Source organism: Bradyrhizobium dasycarpum, assembly GCF_042019905.1.
GTDB lineage: Bacteria > Pseudomonadota > Alphaproteobacteria > Rhizobiales > Xanthobacteraceae > Bradyrhizobium > Bradyrhizobium japonicum_B.
Map to the genome: position 1 here is coordinate 3,804,533 of NZ_CP169574.1, position 20,966 is coordinate 3,825,498.

The 20,966-nt window shown below is 65.5% G+C and carries 16 protein-coding genes and 3 pseudogenes; 11 read left to right on the forward strand and 8 right to left on the reverse strand.

Translation table 11 applies throughout. The annotated features are described in order from the left end of the window. Positions 1 to 80: 80 nt before the first annotated feature. Positions 81 to 1,013: a 4-hydroxybenzoate octaprenyltransferase gene (gene ubiA / locus ACETMP_RS18390; protein WP_375157289.1), complete on the reverse strand. Its 933-nt coding sequence runs from the start codon at positions 1,011 to 1,013 to the stop codon at positions 81 to 83. Then, on the reverse strand, positions 1,010 to 1,663 hold the full coding sequence (locus ACETMP_RS18395; protein ID WP_375157290.1) for a hypothetical protein: 654 nt from the start codon (positions 1,661 to 1,663) through the stop codon (positions 1,010 to 1,012). The genes ubiA and ACETMP_RS18395 overlap by 4 nt, the downstream gene beginning before the upstream one ends. 210 nt (positions 1,664 to 1,873) lie before the next feature. Between ACETMP_RS18395 and ACETMP_RS18400 the strand changes: the two are divergent. After that, positions 1,874 to 2,628: pseudogene (locus ACETMP_RS18400) on the forward strand (16S rRNA (uracil(1498)-N(3))-methyltransferase). A gap of 1 nt (position 2,629) precedes the next feature. Here the strand turns inward: ACETMP_RS18400 and ACETMP_RS18405 are convergent. Both ACETMP_RS18405 and ACETMP_RS18410 read right to left on the reverse strand, forming a co-directional pair. Further along, a complete protein-coding gene (locus tag ACETMP_RS18405) occupies positions 2,630 to 3,640 on the reverse strand; it encodes a helix-turn-helix domain-containing protein (protein WP_375157291.1) in 1,011 nt (336 codons plus the stop codon). Further along, the gene (locus ACETMP_RS18410; RefSeq protein WP_375157292.1) at positions 3,637 to 4,155 is read right to left on the reverse strand and encodes a hypothetical protein; all 519 of its coding nucleotides are present in this window, start codon (positions 4,153 to 4,155) and stop codon (positions 3,637 to 3,639) included. Before ACETMP_RS18410 ends, ACETMP_RS18405 begins: the two co-directional genes overlap by 4 nt. A gap of 644 nt (positions 4,156 to 4,799) precedes the next feature. Here ACETMP_RS18410 and ACETMP_RS18415 point away from each other — a divergent pair. The 5 genes from ACETMP_RS18415 (at position 4,800) to ACETMP_RS18435 (ending at position 9,859) form a co-directional block, all read left to right on the forward strand. Next, positions 4,800 to 5,951, forward strand: coding sequence for an ATP phosphoribosyltransferase regulatory subunit (locus ACETMP_RS18415; RefSeq protein ID WP_375157293.1), 1,152 nt, complete (start codon positions 4,800 to 4,802; stop codon positions 5,949 to 5,951). A 2-nt stretch (positions 5,952 to 5,953) separates the two neighbouring features. Further along, positions 5,954 to 6,931, forward strand: a complete 978-nt coding sequence (gene hisG, locus ACETMP_RS18420) for an ATP phosphoribosyltransferase (RefSeq protein WP_375157294.1) — start codon at positions 5,954 to 5,956, stop codon at positions 6,929 to 6,931. Between the two features lie 101 nt (positions 6,932 to 7,032). After that, a complete protein-coding gene (locus ACETMP_RS18425; protein WP_375157295.1) occupies positions 7,033 to 8,079 on the forward strand; it encodes a glycosyltransferase family 2 protein in 1,047 nt (348 codons plus the stop codon). Continuing rightward, positions 8,076 to 8,921 (forward strand): ChbG/HpnK family deacetylase, encoded by an 846-nt coding sequence (locus ACETMP_RS18430; RefSeq protein ID WP_375157296.1) that lies wholly within the window; start codon positions 8,076 to 8,078, stop codon positions 8,919 to 8,921. The genes ACETMP_RS18425 and ACETMP_RS18430 overlap by 4 nt, the downstream gene beginning before the upstream one ends. Positions 8,922 to 9,046: 125 nt before the next feature. Further along, a complete protein-coding gene (locus tag ACETMP_RS18435) occupies positions 9,047 to 9,859 on the forward strand; it encodes a DUF2076 domain-containing protein (RefSeq protein WP_375157297.1) in 813 nt (270 codons plus the stop codon). Positions 9,860 to 9,931: 72 nt separating this feature from the next. Here ACETMP_RS18435 and ACETMP_RS18440 read toward each other — a convergent pair whose 3' ends face one another. Continuing rightward, entirely contained in the window at positions 9,932 to 10,789 is an 858-nt protein-coding gene (locus ACETMP_RS18440; protein WP_375157298.1) for a L,D-transpeptidase, read from the reverse strand. A 315-nt stretch (positions 10,790 to 11,104) separates the two neighbouring features. Here ACETMP_RS18440 and ACETMP_RS18445 point away from each other — a divergent pair, with 315 nt between their 5' ends. After that, positions 11,105 to 11,884 carry a protein phosphatase CheZ gene (locus ACETMP_RS18445; RefSeq protein WP_375157299.1) on the forward strand — a complete coding sequence of 260 codons (780 nt, stop codon included), beginning with the start codon at positions 11,105 to 11,107 and terminating at the stop codon, positions 11,882 to 11,884. A gap of 168 nt (positions 11,885 to 12,052) precedes the next feature. Here ACETMP_RS18445 and ACETMP_RS18450 read toward each other — a convergent pair. Then, a pseudogene (locus ACETMP_RS18450) lies at positions 12,053 to 12,573 on the reverse strand (hypothetical protein). A gap of 317 nt (positions 12,574 to 12,890) precedes the next feature. On the opposite strand from ACETMP_RS18450, the gene groES reads away from it, so the two are divergent. The 3 genes and pseudogenes from groES to ACETMP_RS18465 all read left to right on the forward strand — a co-directional run bounded on the left by groES (position 12,891) and on the right by ACETMP_RS18465 (position 16,411). Continuing rightward, positions 12,891 to 13,187 carry a co-chaperone GroES gene (gene groES / locus ACETMP_RS18455; RefSeq protein WP_028134320.1) on the forward strand — a complete coding sequence of 99 codons (297 nt, stop codon included), beginning with the start codon at positions 12,891 to 12,893 and terminating at the stop codon, positions 13,185 to 13,187. 238 nt (positions 13,188 to 13,425) lie between these two features. Beyond that, positions 13,426 to 15,057, forward strand: a complete 1,632-nt coding sequence (gene groL, locus ACETMP_RS18460; RefSeq protein ID WP_028134319.1) for a chaperonin GroEL — start codon at positions 13,426 to 13,428, stop codon at positions 15,055 to 15,057. A 141-nt stretch (positions 15,058 to 15,198) separates the two neighbouring features. Further along, positions 15,199 to 16,411, forward strand: a pseudogene (locus ACETMP_RS18465) (hypothetical protein). Between the two features lie 111 nt (positions 16,412 to 16,522). Here the strand turns inward: ACETMP_RS18465 and ACETMP_RS18470 are convergent. After that, positions 16,523 to 16,921 (reverse strand): META domain-containing protein, encoded by a 399-nt coding sequence (locus ACETMP_RS18470; protein WP_375157300.1) that lies wholly within the window; start codon positions 16,919 to 16,921, stop codon positions 16,523 to 16,525. Positions 16,922 to 17,060: 139 nt separating this feature from the next. Further along, positions 17,061 to 18,725 carry an L-lactate permease gene (locus ACETMP_RS18475; RefSeq protein WP_375157301.1) on the reverse strand — a complete coding sequence of 555 codons (1,665 nt, stop codon included), beginning with the start codon at positions 18,723 to 18,725 and terminating at the stop codon, positions 17,061 to 17,063. A gap of 304 nt (positions 18,726 to 19,029) precedes the next feature. Between ACETMP_RS18475 and ACETMP_RS18480 the strand changes: the two genes are divergently transcribed. Beyond that, positions 19,030 to 20,787 carry an ABC transporter ATP-binding protein/permease gene (locus ACETMP_RS18480; protein WP_375157302.1) on the forward strand — a complete coding sequence of 586 codons (1,758 nt, stop codon included), beginning with the start codon at positions 19,030 to 19,032 and terminating at the stop codon, positions 20,785 to 20,787. The last annotated feature ends 179 nt before the right edge of the window (positions 20,788 to 20,966 follow it).

The following is a 20,966-nucleotide window of genomic DNA, read 5'->3' on the forward strand; positions in this document are numbered from 1 at the left end:
GCCAAAGGCGTAACCCACCTCTTATATTTCCGCGGCCACGGAAGTGGTGGGTTACGCTTCGCTAACCCACCCTACGAGAGCTACGCCGACCGCATCACCGCGTCCGCGAGCAATCCGGCGAACAGCAGTAAGCCCGCATGCTTGTTCGACTTGAACAGGCGCAGGCACAATTCCGGATCCTCGATCCGCAGGCGCATGATCTGCCACGCCAGATGCACGGCGAAGGCGGCGAGCCCGAGCCAGGCCGGCCAGAGCGCATCGGCGGAAGCCAGCGCGACGCCGATCAGCATCACCGCGAGCCCGTAAAACAGGATCAGCGCCTGGTGCGTATGCGCGCCGAACAGGCGTGCGGTCGACTTGATGCCAATCAGCGCGTCGTCCTCGGCGTCCTGATGCGCGTAGATCGTATCATAGCCGATCACCCAGCAAATCGCGCCGGCATAGAGCACCAGCGCGGTGACATCGAAGCGGCCGAAGGTGACGGCAAATCCCATCAGCGCGCCCCAGGAGAAGGCAAGCCCGAGCACGATCTGCGGCCACCAGGTGATCCGCTTCATGAAGGGGTAGATCGCGACGATCAGGAGCGATGCGATGCCGGTCGCGATCGCGAAGCGGTTGAACTGCAGCAGCACCACGAGACCGACCAGCGCCTGCACGACCATGAAGGCCAGCGCCTGCTTCGTGCTCACCTGCCCCGACGGCAGCGGCCGCGAGCGCGTGCGCTCGACCTTGTCGTCGAGATCGCGATCGGTGATGTCATTCCAGGTGCAGCCCGCGCCGCGCATCACGAAGGCGCCGATGAAGAACAACACGATGGTGAGCGGCAGCCCGCGGACGTCATGCGCCATGCCGCTTGCAAGCGCAGCAGACCACCAGCATGGCATCAGCAGCAGCCAGGAGCCGATCGGACGATCGAAGCGGGACAAGCGGAGGTAAGGCCGTGCCCAAGGCGGCGCGAGCGTATCGACCCAGTTGCCGGTGGAATCGGCAACGCGGGCGGATGCGTCGCTCATCGGGTGAGGACGTTGCCGTTGAGCGTGTCGAAGGTGCTGCCGCCCTTCTTGCCGGCATTGGCCTCAGGCGCCGAGGCCGACCCAAGCACCTCGCTCAGCGACGGGCCTGCGGGGCGCGCCTGCTGTTGCTGCGCGACGTTGCAGACCTTGTTGGCCATAGACTCGGTGTTCTTGTGGCCGTCCTTCATCTGCGCGCCGACCTGCGGCGGAATTCCGCATTTGGCGGCGTGAGTCTCGATGTACTTGATCATCTTGCTCTCGGCCTGGCTGAAATTGCGGAGCAGCTTGCAGGCCTCGTCAGGCGGCGCGTGACGGTCGCTCGCGGCTTTAATCAGCTTGCCGCGCTTCTCGGCTTCTTCGCGCAGGGGCATGAACGCCTTCATGCAATCCTCGCCGGGACCGGCTTGCGTCGGCGGAGCCGCGCCGAAAGCACCGGCACCACCGATCGGCGCCGCGCCGTTCACGGGAAATGACGATTGCGGAGCCGTACCGACCGACGCGGTCGGCGCCGCACCGTTCACCGGCGGAAACGGCGAACTGGCGGGGGCCTGATTGGGCAAGGGAGCCGGGAACGCGCTTTGCGCATAGGCACAAGAGGCGCCCATGGTGACCATGGCGGCAGCGATCGGAACCATCAAATGACGGATCATCAAGAAAATCTCTCCGGCAGGAGCTTACGGGGTCCAGCGTCTTCCAATCGAAGCGCAACCAGCGTGCTCGCGATTTTACGATTCCCGCCGGCGCTTAACAACCCGCCGAATAGGGCAAGAGCGCGGCGCACCGACGCGGCGGCTTGGCAATATTTACCCCCGAAATGGCCGCTTTCGGTTAATAACGGCGCCAAATTGGACTTTTGACCGATGCCCTCCCACGATTTTCGAGCTCCCCGCCTGTTCGTCGATGCCCCCTTGCCCAGGACGCCAGGGTCGCGCTCGACCGCGACCAGAGCAATTATCTCGGCAACGTGCTGCGGCTTTCCGCCGGGGCCGCGGTCTTGGCGTTCAACGGCCGCGACGGCGAGTGGCAGGCCGCCATTGAAGGCCGCAAGCGGCCGGACGGCCTCGTCATCCTCCAGCAGACCCGGCCCCAGGACCGGCTTGCCGACCTCGCCTATGTCTTCGCCCCGCTGAAGCATGCCCGGCTCGACTACATGGTCCAGAAGGCCATCGAGATGGGCGCCGCCGCGCTGCATCCGGTTCTGACCCGGTTCACCCAGGCCTCCCGCGTCAACACCGAGCGGATGCGGGCCAATGTCGTCGAGGCAGCCGAGCAGTGCGGCATCTTGAGCATCGCCACTGTCGCAGAACCGGTCGCCCTGGAGCGCTTCCTCAGCCAGCGCCCGGCCAACCGCCTGCTGATCTTCTGCGACGAGGCAGCAGAGGTCGAAAACCCGGTTCAGAGCCTGCAAGCCGTGCGCGCGGCCGGACAAGGTGTCGACGTCCTGATCGGCCCCGAAGGCGGCTTTGCCGAGGACGAGCGGGCCCTGCTGCTGCGGCAGCCCAAGATCCTCCGGCTCGCCCTGGGCCCCCGGATCATGCGGGCCGACACAGCCGCCGTGGCGGCGCTGGCGCTGGTCCAGGCGGTATTGGGCGATTGGGGCAGTAAAGGGGGCTAACTTAGATCGTGTCCCGCTCGGCGCGGCGCAGGGTCTCGGATGGCAGCTCTCCGAAGGCCGCCTTGTAACTCGCCGCGAACTCGCCCAGATGCCCGAAGCCGTGCGCAAGCGCGCAGGCCTTCACACTGCGGTGCCCCCCACCGTCGCCCAGCTGCTTGCGCACCGACCAGAGGCGCAGAACCCGGCTATAGCGATGCGGGCTGAGGCCGCAAATGGCCTGGGTCGCGCTCTGGAGCGTGCGGACGGAGACGCCCACCTGCTCCGCGAGCTCGGGCGTCTTGTGCCAGATCGTCAGATCCTGCCGGATCAGCCGTTCCATGTCTGAGACGATGCGCCGATAGCCATCCATCGTGGACGACACGGGTCTGTCCTTTGCGCTGCTGCTCAGCGCAGCTTCCATCGTGCTGAGTAGAGACTGCTCGACGGCGGTCAGCGACATCGGCTCGTTGAGAAAGTCCGGATCATGCGCTGCGATTTCGAGGGTGACGCAGACCAGACGGCGCAACGAGGCAAGGACGTCCGACGCCGGGTTCACCAGATAGTAGCCGTCACCCATTTGCGTCCAGGGCTCGCGCCGGGGCGGGGTGAAAGACACGACGGCTACCAGCCGGCCCTCCGGCTCGTGCACCAGGCAATCGGAGACGCCTCTCAGAACCACGACGGAACGCCCTATCGATTGCCCGTTGATACGGGCCGAGGTGACGTGATCCATCGGCACCACGACGACGGCGGCATTCGTCAATTGATAGCCACGAATGATCCGCGGAAAGGTCTTCACCAGGGACAGGGTCAGGCTCGGCAGGCCGAGCCGCGCACGCATGATGGCCGTCGCTCCCGGCGACAAAGGCATGCTGGACGCGCCGGCATATCTCTCCGTCTCGCCGAAATGGTCGATGTCATAGGCTCGGAGCTCGAGCGCTGACGAGGGCTTGAGACGCTGGAAGGACGTCGAACGGCTGCCCGCGGTCTTTTCCGCTCCGTTGCGCGCGATATCGAGATCGCCCCGATTCATGTGGTGCCGCTTGCTTTGCTTTCCTTGCCGCAGCCCCCCTTGGAAGCGCGCAGATCATCCGGCCCGGTGATGCCGGCACGCCTGAGATCGCGAAGCAGCTTGGTCAGCAGCAGCATGTTGGTCTTCTGCAGTTCGTGGTTGTTTCCGAACCTGAACGCGTTCTGCTCGGTCACGATGAGTCCTGCCTTGGTCTCTTCGAGGATCTTCCGCCGCTTCAATCCCGTGACGCGGCGGCGGACCGTCTCGAGCGGCAGGCTGAGGAAGCGAGACAGTGCGGCACGAGAGACGCCCTGCTTGATCACGTCCGGCTCGACCGCGTGGATGCTGGAAAACTTCTCGTCCAACACCGGATCGTTCATCACATGAATGACATTCGCGTTCAGGACCGCATGAATGATCAGAAGGTCCAGCGGATCGAATTCGTCATAGTGCCGGAACAGCTCGCTCATCGAGAACAGCATGTAGGCCAGCGTGTGTCGCGAGACCGTCCGGATGATATCTGAAGTATTGCGCATGAATCGGATACCAACATTCATCTTGTAAACGATGGCTGCGGCGAACGGATCACTCGCCATACCCAAAATGAGTATGCGGCGGCTTGCCAGCAGTTCTCAATTTCTCAATGTGACGCCGGACCGTCGGCCGCATCGACCCATCGTGCGTCGATGCGTTCGCGAACAGCGCGGGTCACATCGAGGTGACGATCGCGAAGGGAGAGACAAGGCGATGAATGACGATGTCGTGCCGGACGCGAGCCGGTGCGAGGAGCTCCGCCTCATCAGGGCCTTTCTCCGCCTCACCGACCCCGGCAGACGACAGAAGGTACTCGAATGCGCAGAGCGGCTGGCTCAGGCCGCGTCCGCGGCGGCCACACCAGCCTTTGTCGCGACCGATGCCTCGGAGCCGATCAGAGACGTCGCTCGGCCGAGCGAATAACGCCGGCTCGCCAGCCGCAACAAGAAACCGCGGTATTATGTTACTTAAGTCGAATCGAGGGCCGACCTTCCTTGCGGACCTGACCGACCGGCCCGCTTCGCGCCAAACTCGTTAAGCGATTGATCCTTTGGAGGTCGAAACCGCTTTCGGGCCATGCTAAGGGCTGCGCAATTCCTGTCCTTACCTGCCCTGCCCGGTTCCACCGGGACGATGGACCTCCGTCATGACCGCGACTGCCACCTCAAATGCTGCCGGCTCCGCCGCCTGGGCGGATACGCTGCTCTTGTCGTTCGCGCAGGCCGGCTATGTCAGGGCCGAGCCGGCGATCCTGCAACCGGCCGAGCCGTTCCTCGACCTCTCCGGCGAGGACATCCGCAAGAGCCTGTATCTGACCACGGACCTCACGGGCGAGGAGCTGTGCCTGCGTCCGGACCTGACCATTCCGGTCGCCCGCGACTACCTCGCCTCCAGCCGCGCCGGCCAGCCGGCCGGGTTCAGCTATCTCGGCCCGGTGTTTCGCTACCGCAGTGGCCAGGCCAGCGAATTCCTGCAGGCCGGCATCGAATCGTTCGGCCGCCAGGACCGCGCCGCGGCCGACGCCGAGACGCTGGCACTGGCACTGGAGGCGACCGCGGCCTTCGGCGTCCGCGACGTCGAGATCCGCACCGGTGACGTGGCGCTGTTCAACGCGCTGCTCGACGCGCTCGACCTCTATCCGGTCTGGCGCCGCCGCCTGGTCAAGGATTTCAACCGCAAGATCAGCCTGGAGCAGGACCTGGAGCGGCTGGCGGCTGCGACCACCGCGACCCGCAGCGAATATCAGGGCGTGCTGGCCGCGCTCGCCGGCTCCGACCGCAAGGCCGCGCTCGCCTTCGTCACCGACCTCATGTCGATCGCCGGCACCACCAATGTCGGCGGCCGCACCACCGCCGAGATCGCCGATCGCTTCCTCGAGCAGTCGACGCTGAAGGGCGGCGCGCTGCCGCGTGAGGCGATCACCGTGCTCAAGCGCTTCCTGTCGATATCAGGCAATCCCGACGATTCCATCGCCGCGCTGCGCGCGCTCACCACCGATGCAAAGCTCGACCTTGCTGCGGCCATCGACCAGTTCGAGAGCCGGGTCGGCTTCATGGCCGCGCGCGGCATCGACGTGAAGCAGACGCGCTTCTCGACCGCGTTCGGACGCGGCCTCGACTATTACACCGGCTTCGAATTCGAGCTGCATCACCGGGGCAACGGCGCCGAGCCGTTGGTCGCCGGCGGCCGCTATGACGGGCTGATGACCCAGCTCGGGTCGGCTGAACCCATTGCCGCGGTCGGCTTCTCGGTCTGGGTGGATGCACTGACCAGGATCGGCCGCAAGGTGGGGGCTTGATCATGAGCGCGCCGTTCGTTCTGGCCGTTCCCTCCAAGGGCCGCCTGCAGGAAAACACCGAGGCCTTCTTCGCCCGCGCGGGTCTGAAGCTGTCGAAGGCCGGTGGCGCCCGCGACTATCGCGGTACCATCGCCGGCCTCGACGATGTCGAGGTCGCCTATCTCTCGGCGAGCGAGATCGCATCGCAATTGTCGCGCGGCTTCGCGCATCTTGGCGTCACCGGCGAGGATCTGGTGCGCGAGAACATCGCCGATGCCGACAAGCGCGTGTCGCTGATCGACGGGCTCGGCTTCGGCTTTGCCGACGTCGTCGTCGCGGTGCCGCAGGCCTGGATCGACGTCCGCACCATGGCCGACCTCGACGACGTCACTACGGGTTTCCGCGAGCAGCATCACATGCGGATGCGGGTTGCGACCAAGTTCGTCAATCTCACCCGCGCGTTCTTCCAGAGCCACGGCATCACCGATTACCGCATCGTCGAAAGCGCCGGCGCGACCGAAGGCGCACCTGCGGCCGGCAGCGCCGAGCTGATCGTCGACATCACCACGACCGGCGCGACGCTCGCCGCCAACGGCTTGCGGGTGCTCGACGACGGCGTGATCCTTCGCAGCCAGGCCAATCTGGTCGCCTCGAAGGAAGCCGACTGGTCGCCGCAGGCGCGGGAGACCGCGCGCATCATTCTCGATCACATCGCCGCAAGGGCGCGGGCCAACAAATACCGCGAGGTCCGCACCCGCTTCCGGCAATGCGACGCCGCCCTGCTCGGCGAAGCCCATAGCCGGTTCGGCGTCCAGGCTCCGTTCGGCGGGCCGACCTCGTCAGGCATGCTGACGTTGCACTGCCCGCCGGGGCAGCTATATGCGCTGGCGAGCTTCCTGCGCGAGCATGGCGCCGACACCGTCTCGGTGGTCTCGCTGGACTACGTGTTCGACCGGGAAAACCCGCTGTTCGCGAAGCTCGAGGCGTTCCTGCGGCGGTGAGCCCCAGGGCCGGTTCGGCTTTTCCGTTCAGCTTTGCGACAGCAACCGGCAGCTACCATATGCTGTTGAGATGACTTTGAACGCCTCTGGAACCTCGATCGATGATGCTGGGCTCTGACGTATCAGGCATGACGACCACCGCGAGCACCGCCGCCGCGAAGGGACTGTCAATTGTCGTCCCCGTCTACAACGAGGCGGCGGGCCTTGCCGGCCTGCATCAGCGCATCTGCGATCTCGCGCGAACCTTGCGGGAGCGCTATCGGCTGTCTTGCGAGATCGTCTATGTCGACGACGGCAGCAAGGATGCGACCTTGGCGATCGCCCGCAGCCTGCCAGCCGATGCGATCGACGTCCAGGTGGTGTCGCTATCGCGCAATTTCGGCAAGGAGGCGGCGCTGATGGCCGGCCTCGACCATGCCCGGCTCGGCGCCGTCATGTTCATGGACGGTGACGGCCAGCATCCGCCGGCCCTGATCGAGCAGCTGGTGCGGCACTGGATCGAAGACGGCTATGACGTCGTCTATACCGCCAAGGCGCATCGCGACAACGAGAGCTTCCTGCGCCGTCTCGCCGTGCACGGCTTCTACGCGCTGATCAATTGGGGCGCACGGCAGAAGATCCCCGAGGACGCCGGCGACTTCCGCCTGCTCTCCCCGCGCGCGGTCGCCGCGCTCAGGCAATTGCCCGAGCGCAACCGCTTCTTCAAAGGCCTCGCCAGCTGGATCGGATTTCGCCAGATTCGCGTCGATTACGAGCCCGCGGCGCGCGCTCATGGCGTCACGACCTTCAACGCCGCAAGCCTGCTCGGCCTGTCGATCGAGGGCCTGACCTCGTTTTCGGTGGCGCCCCTGCGCTTCGCCAGCCTGTTCGGCGTCATTCTCGCCGGAGGCGCCTTCCTGTTCGGCCTTTCGATCCTCTGGGAGGTGCTCACGACCGGCAAGCAGGTGCCCGGCTATCCTTCGCTCGTGATCGGCCTGATGACGATCGGCGGCGTGCAGCTCATCATGATCGGCATCGTCGGTGAATATATCGGCAAGATCCTCTCCGAGCTGAAGGCGCGCCCGATCTACTTCGTCGCCGAGCACAGCGAGAAGCACTTCGAGGCGGGCAAGGCCGACGACGATGCCAAGAGGACGGCGGCCGAATGAGCGCGGCCGCGACCCTGCGGCGGATCTGGCTCTGCGCCGACGATTACGGCATCAGCCCTGGCGTCAACCGCGCCATCCGCGACCTGATCGAACGCGGCCGCCTCAACGCCACCTCTGTGATGATGGTGGGACCTGCGATCGCGCGCAGCGAGATCGAGGCGCTCCAGGCCGCCGCGACAGCCAGCCCGCACTGCGCGATCGGATTGCACGTGACGCTGTCGGCGCCGTTCCGCCCCCTCACCATGCATTTCCGTCCGCTCGACGGCGACATGTTCATGCCGTTTCCGAAGCTGTTGCGCGCGGGTGTTTTACGGCGGCTCGACCGCGAATTTGTCCGCAACGAGGTGAAGGCGCAGCTCGTCGCCTTCGCGGAAGCGTTCGGCCGCGCGCCCGACTTCGTCGACGGCCATCAGCATGTGCAGCTCTATCCGCAGGTGCGCGACGGCTTCGTCGATGCGGTCATCGATGCCGCCCCAAGCGCCTGGGTGCGCCAGGGCGGCCGCGACCTGCCGCTCAGGGCGCGGCTGGCCACGCCCAAGGCCATGGTGCTCGATATCCTCAGCGCGCAATTCCGCCGCCGCGCCGGCAGCGCCGGCCTCAGCTTCAATCCCGGCTTTGCCGGCGCCTATGATTTTACGCGGGCGGCCGATTTCGGCGCGCTGATGCGCCAGTTCCTGGAAGGGCTCCCCGACGGCGGCCTCGTGATGTGCCATCCCGGCTTCGTCGATGACATCCTTGCCGGCCTCGACCCGATGACGGATGTCCGGGAGCGCGAGCACGCCTATCTCGCAAGCGACGCCTTCGCGCGCCTGCTGGCGGACAGCCGCGCCACGCTGGGGTGAAAACGGCGGAAGGCAAGCCGCGGGGCAGCTTGTCGCATACCGAAATTTAATCCGGCCGGCACTGTTGGGGCCACAATGGAACCCTACATCTGGCTCGCGCTTGTTTTGCGCGAGGGAGACTGATCATGACGCCGCAGGAACGCCAGCTCGTCGACGACCTTTTCGACCGGCTCTCAAAGCTGGAAAATGCACCCCGCGATCCCGATGCGATCGCCGCGATCTCCGATGGCCTGCGCAAGGCGCCCGGCGCGGTCTATGCGCTGGTGCAGACCACGCTGGTGCAGGACGAGGCGCTGAAGCGAGCGAATGCCCGCATCCAGGAGCTGGAAGCGGCGCATGCGCCCGAGCAGGCACAGTCCGGCGGCTTCCTCGACACAATGCGTGACACGCTGTTCGGCGGCGGCCCCCCGCGCGGCTCGGTTCCGAACGTGCCGCCGCGCGACTCGCGGCCGACGTGGAACACCGGACAGGCGATGCAGACCCAACCGGGCTACGGCGCGCCGCCTTACGGACAAGGTCCGGGGCAAGGTTACGGTGCCCCGCCCGTGGGCGGCGGTGGCGGCGGCTCGTTCCTGGGCACCGCCGCGGCGGCCGCAGCCGGCGTCGTCGGCGGCTCGCTCTTGCTTTCCAGCATCCGCGGCATGATGGGCGGCGGATCGCACCAGCAGGGCTTCGGCGACGGCAATTCGCTCGGCGACCGCAGCGCCGGTGGCAGTCCTTGGGGCGGCAGCGACCAGTCCGACGGATCGCTCGCGCGCGATGCCGGCCTCAACGACATCGGCTCGAACCGGGATTCCCGCCAGGGCTTCTTCGACCAGGCGTCGAACGACGACCGGAGCAACAGCGATCACAGCTACGATGATCACGGCGACAACATGGACATGGCCGACGACAGCGATTTCGGCGGCGACGACGACGGCGGCAGCGACTACGCGTGACGTCGGCCGATAGCCGCACAAGCAAAGACGGCCGCCCAGATGGCGGCCGTTTTCATTTCGCAACTCAGGCGATCACATCACCACGACCTTGGTGCCGACATTGACGCGGCCATAGAGATCGATGACGTCCTCGTTGCGCATGCGGATGCAGCCGGAGGAGACGTTGGTGCCGATGGTCCAGGGCTCGTTGGAGCCGTGGATGCGGTAGAGCGTCGAACCCAGATACATCGCGCGGGCGCCGAGCGGATTTTCCGGGCCGCCTTCCATGTGCCGGGGCAGATCCGGCCGGCGCGCCAGCATCTCGGCCGGCGGCGTCCAGTCCGGCCATTCGCGCTTGGCCGTGATCGACTTCACGCCCGACCAGGTGAAGCCGGGACGCCCGACACCGATGCCGTAGCGCATCGCCCGGCCGTTGCCCTCGACGAGGTAGAGGAACTTGTTCGGGGTATCGACCACGATCGTGCCGGGACTTTCCTTGCCGCTATAGTCAACGAGTTGTTTCTCGAATTTCGGATCGAACTGGCGCTGCCGCGGATCGACCGCGTCCTGCTGGAGCGCGCCCTGCTGATATCCGCCCTGTTGATACCCACCCTGTTGATACCCACTCTGTTGATACCCACTCTGCATCTGCGGCTCGCCCATCGGCGGCAGGCGGCGCTGATCGTAATAGGCCGGCTGCTGCTGATACACCGGCCGCTCGGGCGCGTAGGCCGGACCGCGGCCGGGACCGTCGCCGAACAGGAATTCGATGAAGCCGCCGCCCATGTTCGAATTGGAGGCGACGCGCACCGGCGCCGGCGGCAGCTGCGGCGCATAGAGCACCGCGGGCGGATCGTTCGGCACGCTGTTGTCGAAGGCGCTGGCGTCGCTCGCGCCGGCCATGAAGGTGCAAGCGCTGCCGAGCAGCGCGACAGACATTTTCTTGAACATCGACGTACTCTGCACTGTTTCGTCTAGATCACATGCGTCGTGGAGAGCCGGTGGCTGATCCGCGCCCTTCGACGTGGTCAATAAAAGGCAAAAGCCGTTTTGTTTGGTAAACGGAAGGCGCGTTTGGATTCACCACGTCGCGAGCGCAGCGGCAATTTGGCGATCAGCGTTTATTTTCGATGAACGCGGCGCGGCCATGGTTAATCGCTTCTTTGCAACGCCGCGCGCGACGCCGCACAACAGTTCCGGCTGTGAACTTCGTGTTAAATCGCTTCTGCCTACAAAGACGCGTGTGTGAGGTGGGGGAGTATCCTGATGGCTGTTCACCGCAAGCGTTTTCGCGTCGAGGACATCGTCGGTGGCGAGATGCCTATTTTAGACGTAACCGAAGAGGCAGGCCCGATGCATAGCGAGATCATGGCAGAGCTACGCGCGATCCGCGCGCAGATGGCGAAGGGCACGGCCCCGCTGTCCGGCAGCGCGGCCATGGCGGCGATCGACGCCTCCACCGCCCACGAGCTTTCCGAGGCGCGCACGATGCTCGAGACCTATCGGGCCCAGATCGAGCAGTGCGAGAAGCTGAAGGTCGAGCTCGACCTCATCCACGACGCCATCGACCGCACCAAGCGCGAAATCGCGACGCTGCACGGCAAGAGCTTCGACGGCGGCGAAATGGCCAAGGTCAATGGCGAGCTCGGCGCCGTGGTCGGCGGCACCGAGCAGGCGACGCAGCAGATCCTCGAAGCCGCGGAATCGATCGACCAGGCCGCCAGCGCGATGTCCAAGGTGGACTCGATCGACCAGCAGAAGCGGCTCGCCGACGACATCCAGGAACGTGTCATCTCGATCTTCGAAGCCTGCAACTTCCAGGACCTGACCGGCCAGCGCATCAGCAAGGTCATGACCACGATGAAGTTCATCGAGCAGCACATCAATGCGATGATGGACATCTGGGGCGGCGTCGACGCGATCAAGTCCCACGTGCCGGCGCATGTGGACAATCGCAGCGAGGACGAAAAGCTTCTCAACGGTCCGAAGCTCAACGGCGACGTCGGTCACGCCTCGCAGGACGACATCGACGCGCTGTTCGACTGAGCGGACGCGGCAGGCAGAAAACAAAACGCCGGCCTTGGGGCCGGCGTTTTTGTTTTATCTCACGCTGTCATTCCGGGGCGGTCCGCAGGACCGAACTCTGGTGCGCAATTGCGCACCTGAGATCTCGAGGTTCGGGTTCACGCTTCGCGTGTCCCGGAACGACAGAAGCTAAGCCCTCGGTGCGCAGCGGACGTAGACCATGTTGCCGTAACGGGTGGCGGCGTCCTTGTCGATGAAGCGGGTGATCAGGACGCGGCCGTCGAAGGAGATGATTTCGCGGTCCTGGTCGCCCGGGGTCGGCCCCGCCGGTCCGATGTAGTTCTTGCCGCTCGGCGAGCCCTTCAGCCGCAGCTCCTGGGGCGTCGCCTGGTCGGCCAGATGCATGATCACGCCGCCGGAGGAACCGGCGGTGATCACGTAGGATTCTTGCACTGCGCCCGGGCGGCCGCCTCGGTGCGGGCGCGGTCGGCCGGGTTCTGGAACGAGGCCAGTCCCCAGCGGCCCACGATCTCGTCGGCGCGAATGGTCGCAGGCATTTCCGGGGCGACGCCCGGCTCCGCTTCGGGCGGCGGCGCGGACGACGAGAAGGGCGGCAGGCTCAGGCCGCCGCCGCAGGCGCCCAGCAACAGCGCCAGACAAGAGGCGGCCGCCAGATTGGCAACCGCGCGCGCGTGAGCTGAACTGATCATGGCATTCCCCCGAGCAAGACCATGGCCGCACCCCTCCTGCAGCCAAGCGCAAAAAAAGCTGCCGGAGCAATGACGTCCTTTGACACGTCGGCGCCCCGAACAAGTTTCCAATGCCACCATCCTATATCCGCCTCACCAATCGCTTAACCACCTTTGCTTGACAGGATCGCGGCCAAGCCATATTTCCGAGCCCACTATTAGCACTCGGAAAGCCCGATTGCTAAGCGCGCCGTTCGATCTTCGGGATAGGGGATGGACGGAAGCGCCGCCGCACCCACTTCCACTACTTCCGAAGCGAGCCTCCAAAGGGAAACGTCATGGCTAAATCCAAATTTCGTCCGCTGCATGACCGTGTCGTGGTCAAACGTATCGACGCCGAGGAAAAGACCAAGGGCGGCATCATCATTCCGGACACCGCCAAGGAAAAGCCGTCCCAGGGCGAGGTCGTCGCCGTCGGCCCAGGCGGCCGCGACGAGACCGGCAAGCTGACCCCGATCGACCTCAAGGTCGGCGACCGCGTGCTGTTCGGCAAGTGGTCGGGCACCGAGGTCAAGATCGACAACGAAGAGCTCCTGATCATGAAGGAGTCGGACATCATGGGCGTGCTGGCCTAAGGCCATCCGCCTGAACAGCCGCTGAATGTCGCCACTGTCATGCCCGGGCAAAAGCCCGAAGCGCGTCTTCGCGCTGGACGACCCGGGCATCCGTCCTTGTTCGCAAGAAGATGGATCGCCGGGCCTACGCCGCGCCGAAGGGCCTTCGGCCCCGCAGGCGGGTCAAGCCCGGCAATGACGGAGAGAGCGCAACCCAGCACACAACAAGACACATCACGAAACACGAGGGATTGCAGAAATGGCTGCCAAAGAGGTCAAGTTTTCCGGAGACGCGCGCGATCGCATGCTGCGCGGCGTCGACATTCTCGCCAACGCCGTCAAGGTGACGCTCGGCCCGAAGGGCCGCAACGTCGTCATCGAGAAATCGTTCGGCGCGCCCCGCATCACCAAGGACGGCGTCACCGTCGCCAAGGAGATCGAGCTCGAGGACAAGTTCGAGAACATGGGCGCCCAGATGGTGCGTGAGGTCGCCTCCAAGACCAACGACCTCGCCGGCGACGGCACCACCACCGCGACCGTGCTGGCCCAGGCCATCGTGCGCGAGGGCGCCAAGGCGGTTGCCGCCGGCATGAACCCGATGGACCTCAAGCGCGGCATCGACAGCGCGGTGGCAGCCGTCGTCAAGGACATCGAGAAGCGCGCCAAGCCCGTCGCCGCCTCCTCCGAGGTCGCCCAGGTCGGCACCATCTCGGCCAACGGCGATGCCGCCATCGGCAAGATGATCGCCCAGGCGATGCAGAAGGTCGGCAACGAGGGCGTCATCACCGTCGAGGAGAACAAGTCGCTCGACACCGAAGTCGACATCGTCGAGGGCATGAAGTTCGACCGCGGCTATCTCAGCCCCTACTTCGTCACCAACCCCGAGAAGATGACCGCCGAACTCGAGGACGCCTACATCCTCCTGCACGAGAAGAAGCTCTCGGGCCTGCAGGCCATGCTGCCGGTGCTGGAAGCGGTGGTGCAGTCGGGCAAGCCGCTCGTCATCATCGCGGAGGACGTCGAGGGCGAGGCGCTGGCCACCCTGGTCGTCAACCGTCTGCGCGGCGGCCTCAAGGTTGCCGCCGTCAAGGCGCCGGGCTTCGGCGATCGCCGCAAGGCCATGCTCGAGGATATCGCGATTCTGACCGGCGGCCAGCTGATCTCCGAAGACCTCGGCATGAAGCTCGAGAACGTCACGGTCAAGATGCTGGGCCGTGCCAAGAAGGTGGTGATCGACAAGGAGAACACCACCATCGTGAACGGCGCCGGCAAGAAGCCCGACATCGAGGCTCGCGTCGGCCAGATCAAGGCCCAGATCGAGGAGACCACCTCGGACTACGACCGCGAGAAGCTCCAGGAGCGCCTCGCCAAGCTCGCGGGCGGCGTCGCGGTGATCCGCGTCGGCGGCGCGACCGAGATCGAGGTCAAGGAGAAGAAGGACCGCGTCGAGGACGCCCTCAACGCCACCCGCGCCGCGGTGCAGGAAGGCATCGTCCCCGGCGGCGGCGTCGCGCTGCTCCGCGCCAAGAAGGCCGTCGGCCGCCTCTCCAACGACAATGACGACGTCCAGGCCGGCATCAACATCGTGCTGAAGGCGCTCGAAGCCCCGATCCGCCAGATCGCCGAGAATGCCGGCGTGGAAGGCTCGATCGTGGTCGGCAAGATCCTGGAGAACAAGTCCGAGACCTTCGGCTTCGACGCCCAGAACGAGGACTATGTCGACATGGTCGAGAAGGGCATCATCGATCCCGCCAAGGTGGTGCGCACCGCGCTGCAGGACGCCTCCTCCGTGGCCGGCCTGCTGGTGACCACCGAGGCCATGGTGGCCGAGACGCCGAAGAAGGAAGCCCCGCCCGCCATGCCCGCCGGCGGCGGCATGGGCGGCTTCTAAGTCCGTCTTTGCATTACAATGTTGTGAAGGCCGCCTCCGGGCGGCCTTCTTTTTTGCCGACCCTGCCTTCAGCTTTCCGATTCAACCGACGGCCGAAACCCACTACGGTGGCGCGCCGATTCTTGATCAGGGATTTTCGCGATGCGCGCGCTTCCGGTTTGTCTGACGATTGTCCTGGCGGCCCTGCTTGCGGTTGCGCCTGAGGTCGCCTCCGCCCAGATGAAGCTGTCGCCCAAGACCACGGCGCCCGGCGGCGTGGAGACGCGCTATTTCACCTCCCTCGACGGGTTGATGGACGGCAATGCCGACGTGATCCTGAAGGAGACGCGCCAGGGCAAGACGGTCACCGCGGCCGTGCTCGACGTCTGTTACCCGATCGCGAAGAATTCCGACCGCAAGGACCGCTTCGTCGTCAATCTCCAGGTCGCTGGCCAGACGCTGACCGGCACCACGCAGAGCGTCAATGAGAAGGCGCCCGTCAGCGTCAAGCTGCTGCGCAAGCAGAGCGGAGACAGCTTCGAGTTTCGCGGCCAGATCAGCATCGGCCAGGCGGTGACCGAGGTCACATCGCCCGACAATTCCGATCTCAGCGAGAGGGAATTCCTGGACAACCAGACCTCCGACGACGGCATCACGCCGCAGCCGAAGGATTTCACCGACGTTTCGCCGGAGGCGATCGCGGTCAAGGTCAAGCTCGAGGCTGCGACCGACTTCCTGAAGAGCCTGAAGGGCCAGGAGGTCGAGGTGACGCTGGCCAGCCTCAATGTCGGCTGCGACGCGCTGCGCGCGGGCGAGCAGACCATCAACATGTCGGTCGATCCCGAGCGCGCCGGCGCGCTGCTGGCGAAGTTCAAGGCGATGCCCGGCGTCACGGCCGCAGGCTGGACCGCCGGCATGACCGAGATGGACCGCACCATCCGCTTTGCCGCGGCCGACTGGCGCGAGGGCGACAAGATCAACCGCAGCAAGCTGGCGGCGGCCGTCTCGAACGTCTTGAGCAGAACGCTCGCAGCCAAGCCGGTCTCGCAGACCTTCAACTCCGCCACGGGCAAGCTCATGCTGGTCTTCAAGCGGCCGAACCAGGATTTTCCGGCGCCTCGAGCTGACCGACACGATCGAGGTCGCCGGGCTCGTCTCGCCGGACAAGCCCGGCACGACCGACAAGCTCATGCTGTGGATCGGCAGCCCCGCCACGACGACGGCCGACGAGAGCAGCGGCGCCAAGCTCAAGCTCTCCGACGATGCGAGCCTGGACGAAGAAGGCGATCTGCCGGACGACAACGGCTCGATCGAGGCGCTTGTCAAGGAGCTGAAGGGGCAGCGCTGGGACGCCGACAAATCGGAATGGAAGTGACGTAGTCATTCCGGGGCGACGCGTCAGCGTCGAACCCGGAATCTCGAGATTCTCAGGTGCGCAACTGCGCACCATAGTTCGCGCTTCGCGCGCCCCGGAACGACCTGACGGTCAATTCCCCGTGGTGCGGAAGCGCAGCGGCTTGGGGCCGATCAGCGTCAGCACATCGCCCTGGCGCTTCCAGGTCTCGACGCTGGAGAGCGCTGCGACGAGCTCATCGTCGGCCTGGGCTCTTGCCGGCGGGCAGGAGCGGTCCTGGATCTGCCCGGGAACGAAGATCACGGTGTTGCCGGCGACCGAGAACTGGCCCTTGCCGCCCTTGCACCAGAGCTCCAGCACGACCTCACCGTGGTCGCCGATCTCGATGTTCGGAATCCGCTTGGAGCCGGCTTGCGGCAACGCTTCCAGCGTCATCTCGGTGCCGAACGGAAAACCGTCCTCGGCACGCGCGGGCGTGGACATCGCGACCATTGCAACCGCCGCACACACCAACCGCTTGAACCCAACCATGAGACCTCTCGTCCGAGCTGATTTTCCGCACCTTCTATAAGACGGCGGCGCCATTGAGAAGGTTCGCTCAATCAGGATGCAAAGATCCCCGCGAGGGCGAACCTCGCGGGGATCTGCGTCGAAAGCCGGACGTGGCCCGCTACTTCAGGACCATCGCCGTGAACGGCCAGACATAGGCCTGCAACGTCACGAGCACGCCGACGAGGCACGCCAGCACGATCGAGTGCCAGAACACGAAGCGCAGGATGGTGCCCTCATGCCCGTACCAATTGGTCGCGGTGGAGGCGACCACGATCGACTGGGCGTCGATCATCTTGCCCATCACGCCGCCGGACGAGTTCGCCGCGCTCATCAGAATCGGCGACAGGCCGAGCTGCTCGGAGGTGATCTTCTGCAGGTTGCCGAACAGGATATTGGACGACGTATCCGATCCCGTCAGCGCCACGCCGAGCCAGCCGAGCAGCGTGCCGAAGAAGGGATAGAGCACGCCGGTGGCCGCGAAGGCGAGGCCGAGCGTCGCGTCGACGCCCGACAGGCGCGTCAGCGTGCCGATCGCGAGCATCGCCGAGATCGTCACCAGCGAGATCGCACAGAGCCGGATGGTCCGGGCGTATTCGGTCAGGAGCCGGCCGGGACCGACCCCCATCAGGACGCCGGAGATGATCGCGGCGATCAGCATGCCCGTGCCGGTGAAGGAGAGATAGGTGAAGGCGAACACCGCGCTCTCTTTGGTCGGCCCCGGCGCGACCGGCGGCATCTTGTTGATCATCTGATGCAGCTCGGGGACGGGATAGTTCCAGACGAAAATCGAATTCGCCCAACCCTTGAAGGCGCCGTTGCCCCAGATCAGCATCACGATGCAGACGATGGCCCACGGCAACAGCGCGCTGAACAGCTCGCTCTGCGTCAGCGGCGTCCGGTCGAGCGGTCTTGCGGCCGCCATGGTGGCCGCCGACTCGTCGCGGCCGCGCAGCGCCGGCGACAGCCAGAGCTCCCTCGGCCGCCAGACCTTCAGGAACAGGATCAGCGCGCCCATCGAGATCAGCGATGCGCCGATGTCGACGATCCAGGGATTGATGTAGTTCGAGATCACGAATTGCGGGATTGCGAACGACACGCCGGTGACGAGGATCGCCGGCCAGACATCCTTCATGCCCTTCCAGCCCGCGAACGCCCACACCACCCAGAACGGCACGAGCAGCGAGAAGAACGGCAATTGCCGTCCGACCATCGCGCCGAGGATGTAGGGATCGAGCCCGGTGACCGAGGCAAGGCCCTGGATCGGCGTGCCCAGCGCGCCATAGGCGACCGGCGCGGTGTTGGCGATCAGCGACAGGCCGGAGGCCGCGAGCGGCGAGAAGCCGAGCCCGATCAGGACGGCGCCGGTGATCGCGACCGGCGTGCCGAAGCCCGAGGCGCCCTCGAAGAACGCCCCGAACGAGAACGCGATCAGCAGCAATTGCAGCCGCCGGTCCTCGGTAACGCCGCCGACCGCGCGCTTGAGCAATTCGAAGCGGCCGGTGTTCACCGTCACCTGGTAGAGGAAGATGACGTTGAGGACGATCCAGCCGATCGGGAAGAACCCGGTGACGATGCCCAGCACCGAGGCGCGGATCGACATGTTCGCCGGCATGGTGAAAACGAAGATCGTGATCAGGTTGGTCACGATCACGGCGACGATAGCCGCGATATGGGCCTGGACGCGGCCGCTCGCGATCAGGACCAGCAGCGTGACGACGGGCACTGCCGCCGCAATCGTCGACAGCACCGGGCTGTGCAACGGATCATAGATTTGATTCCACATGGTCTTCTCCCCACGCATGTTGCGGCAGGCGGCCCGCGTGGAGAGCCGATCCTGCTTGATGTTCGAAGCGATACCCCGAGGCGAATACCTCGCGAATGCAGCGGTTCCCGTCCGCTCACAAGGTCGCGAAATCCCCGAGCGCCCCTGGCCCGCGCCGTCGAATGCCATGCTAGGGTTGCGGGGTGCGACAAGACAACGCAAATTGCAGAACTTGCGACTTTAGTCTAAGCGCGCCGCTTTCCGCCAGGGTTTCAAGTCCTTGGCTCCGGCCATTTGTCCACATTCCCCGAGGAGACCCCGCTCTGTGAAGAACATCAGCGCCACGCTCGCGATCGTCTGGCGAATCGCCGCTCCCTATTTCCGGTCGGAGGACAAATGGGCCGGCCGCGGCCTGCTCGCCGTCATCGTCGCGATGGAGCTGGTGCTGGTGGCGATCAACGTGCTGCTCAACCAATGGCAGAACCGGTTCTACAGCGCGCTGCAGGCCTACGATCTGCCCGAGTTCGTCAAGGAGGTCTGGATCTTCCTTGGCCTTGCCTTCACCTTCGTCGCACTGGCGGTCTACAAGCTCTACCTGAACCAATGGCTGCAAATCCGCTGGCGGCAATGGCTGACGCGACATTATCTCGGCGAATGGCTCGACGGCGCCACGCATTACCGCATGCAGCTCAAGGGCGACGCCGCCGACAACCCGGACCAGCGTATCACCGAGGACGTCAAGACCTTCGTCGAACAGACGCTGAGCATCGGCCTCGGCCTGTTGTCCTCCATCGTGACGCTGGCCTCGTTCATCGTCATCCTCTGGGGCCTGTCCTACAAGGCGCCCTTGTACATTTACGGCACCGACATCATCGTCCCCGGTTTTCTGGTCTGGTGCGCGGTAGCCTACGCGATCGCGGGCACCGCGCTGACGCATTGGATCGGCGCCCCGCTCATCAACCTGAATTTCGAGCAGCAGCGCTTCGAGGCCGATTTCCGCTTCAACCTGATCCGCGTGCGCGAGAATTCGGAGCAGATCGCCCTGTTGAAAGGCGAGAACGCCGAGCGGGGGCGTCTGCTGCAACGCTTCGGCTTCGTCATCGGCAATTGGTACGAGATCATGAGCCGGACCAAGCGGCTAACCGCGTTCACGGCAAGCTACGGTCAGGCCGCGACGCTGTTTCCCTATGTGGTGGTGGCGCCTGCCTATTTCGCCAAGCGCATCCAGCTCGGCGACATGATGCAGACCGGCTCGGCGTTCGGCAGCGTGCAGGACGCGCTGTCGTTCTTCGTCACGGCCTATCGCTCGCTCGCCGAGTGGCGCGCCGTGATCGCCCGCCTCGACGGCTTCGAGATGTCGGTCAGCGCCGCCGCCCGCGGCGCGACGCTCGAACCGGCTATCGACGTCGTGCCATCGAGGGCCGAGGCCATCACGCTCGAGCAATTGCTCGTCAAACTGCCGAACGGCGCGCCTCTGGTCGCGGCCGATGCCTTCACGATCCAGCCGTCGGAGCGGGTGCTGGTGACCGGCGCGTCGGGCTCCGGCAAATCGACATTGTTCCGGGCCATGGCCGGCATCTGGCCGTTCGGCACCGGCACGATCGCCATTCCCGAGAAGGCGAAGCTGATGATGCTGCCGCAGCGGCCGTATTTCCCGATCGGCCCGCTTGGCGACGCCGTCATCTATCCGGCCGGGCACGGCTCGATCCCGCCCGAGAAGATCCGCGACGCCCTGGTCGCGGTCGGGATGCCGCGCCTGGCGGACCGGCTGGACGAGGACGCGCATTGGAATCGGACATTGTCGCTCGGCGAGCAGCAACGCCTCGGCCTTGCCCGCGCATTGCTGCACGTGCCCGACTATCTCTTCCTCGACGAGGCGACCGCCTCGCTGGACGAGCCGTCCGAGGACCGGCTCTACCGGCTGCTGACGGAGAAGCTGCCGCAGGCCACCATCGTCTCGATCGGCCACCGCTCGACGCTGGATGCCTTCCATACCCGCAAGGTAGCGCTGGTGGAGGACGGTGCGATTCACGTCCTCGGCGGCGGCGCGCTGGCCAGCAAGCAGCCGAGCGCAGCGGGCTGAGGCGGCGCTCAGGCTCTTACATCGTCATGCCCGGGCCTGTCCCCGGGCGTTCACGTTCTTGGGTGCGGCTGCGCGGATGGCCGGGACAGGCCCGATCATGACCGGCATCTGGAGCGGCAGTCAACGCAAGCGGCTCCCACAAAGCAAAAGGGCGGCAGGTTGTCCTGCCGCCCTCGCTA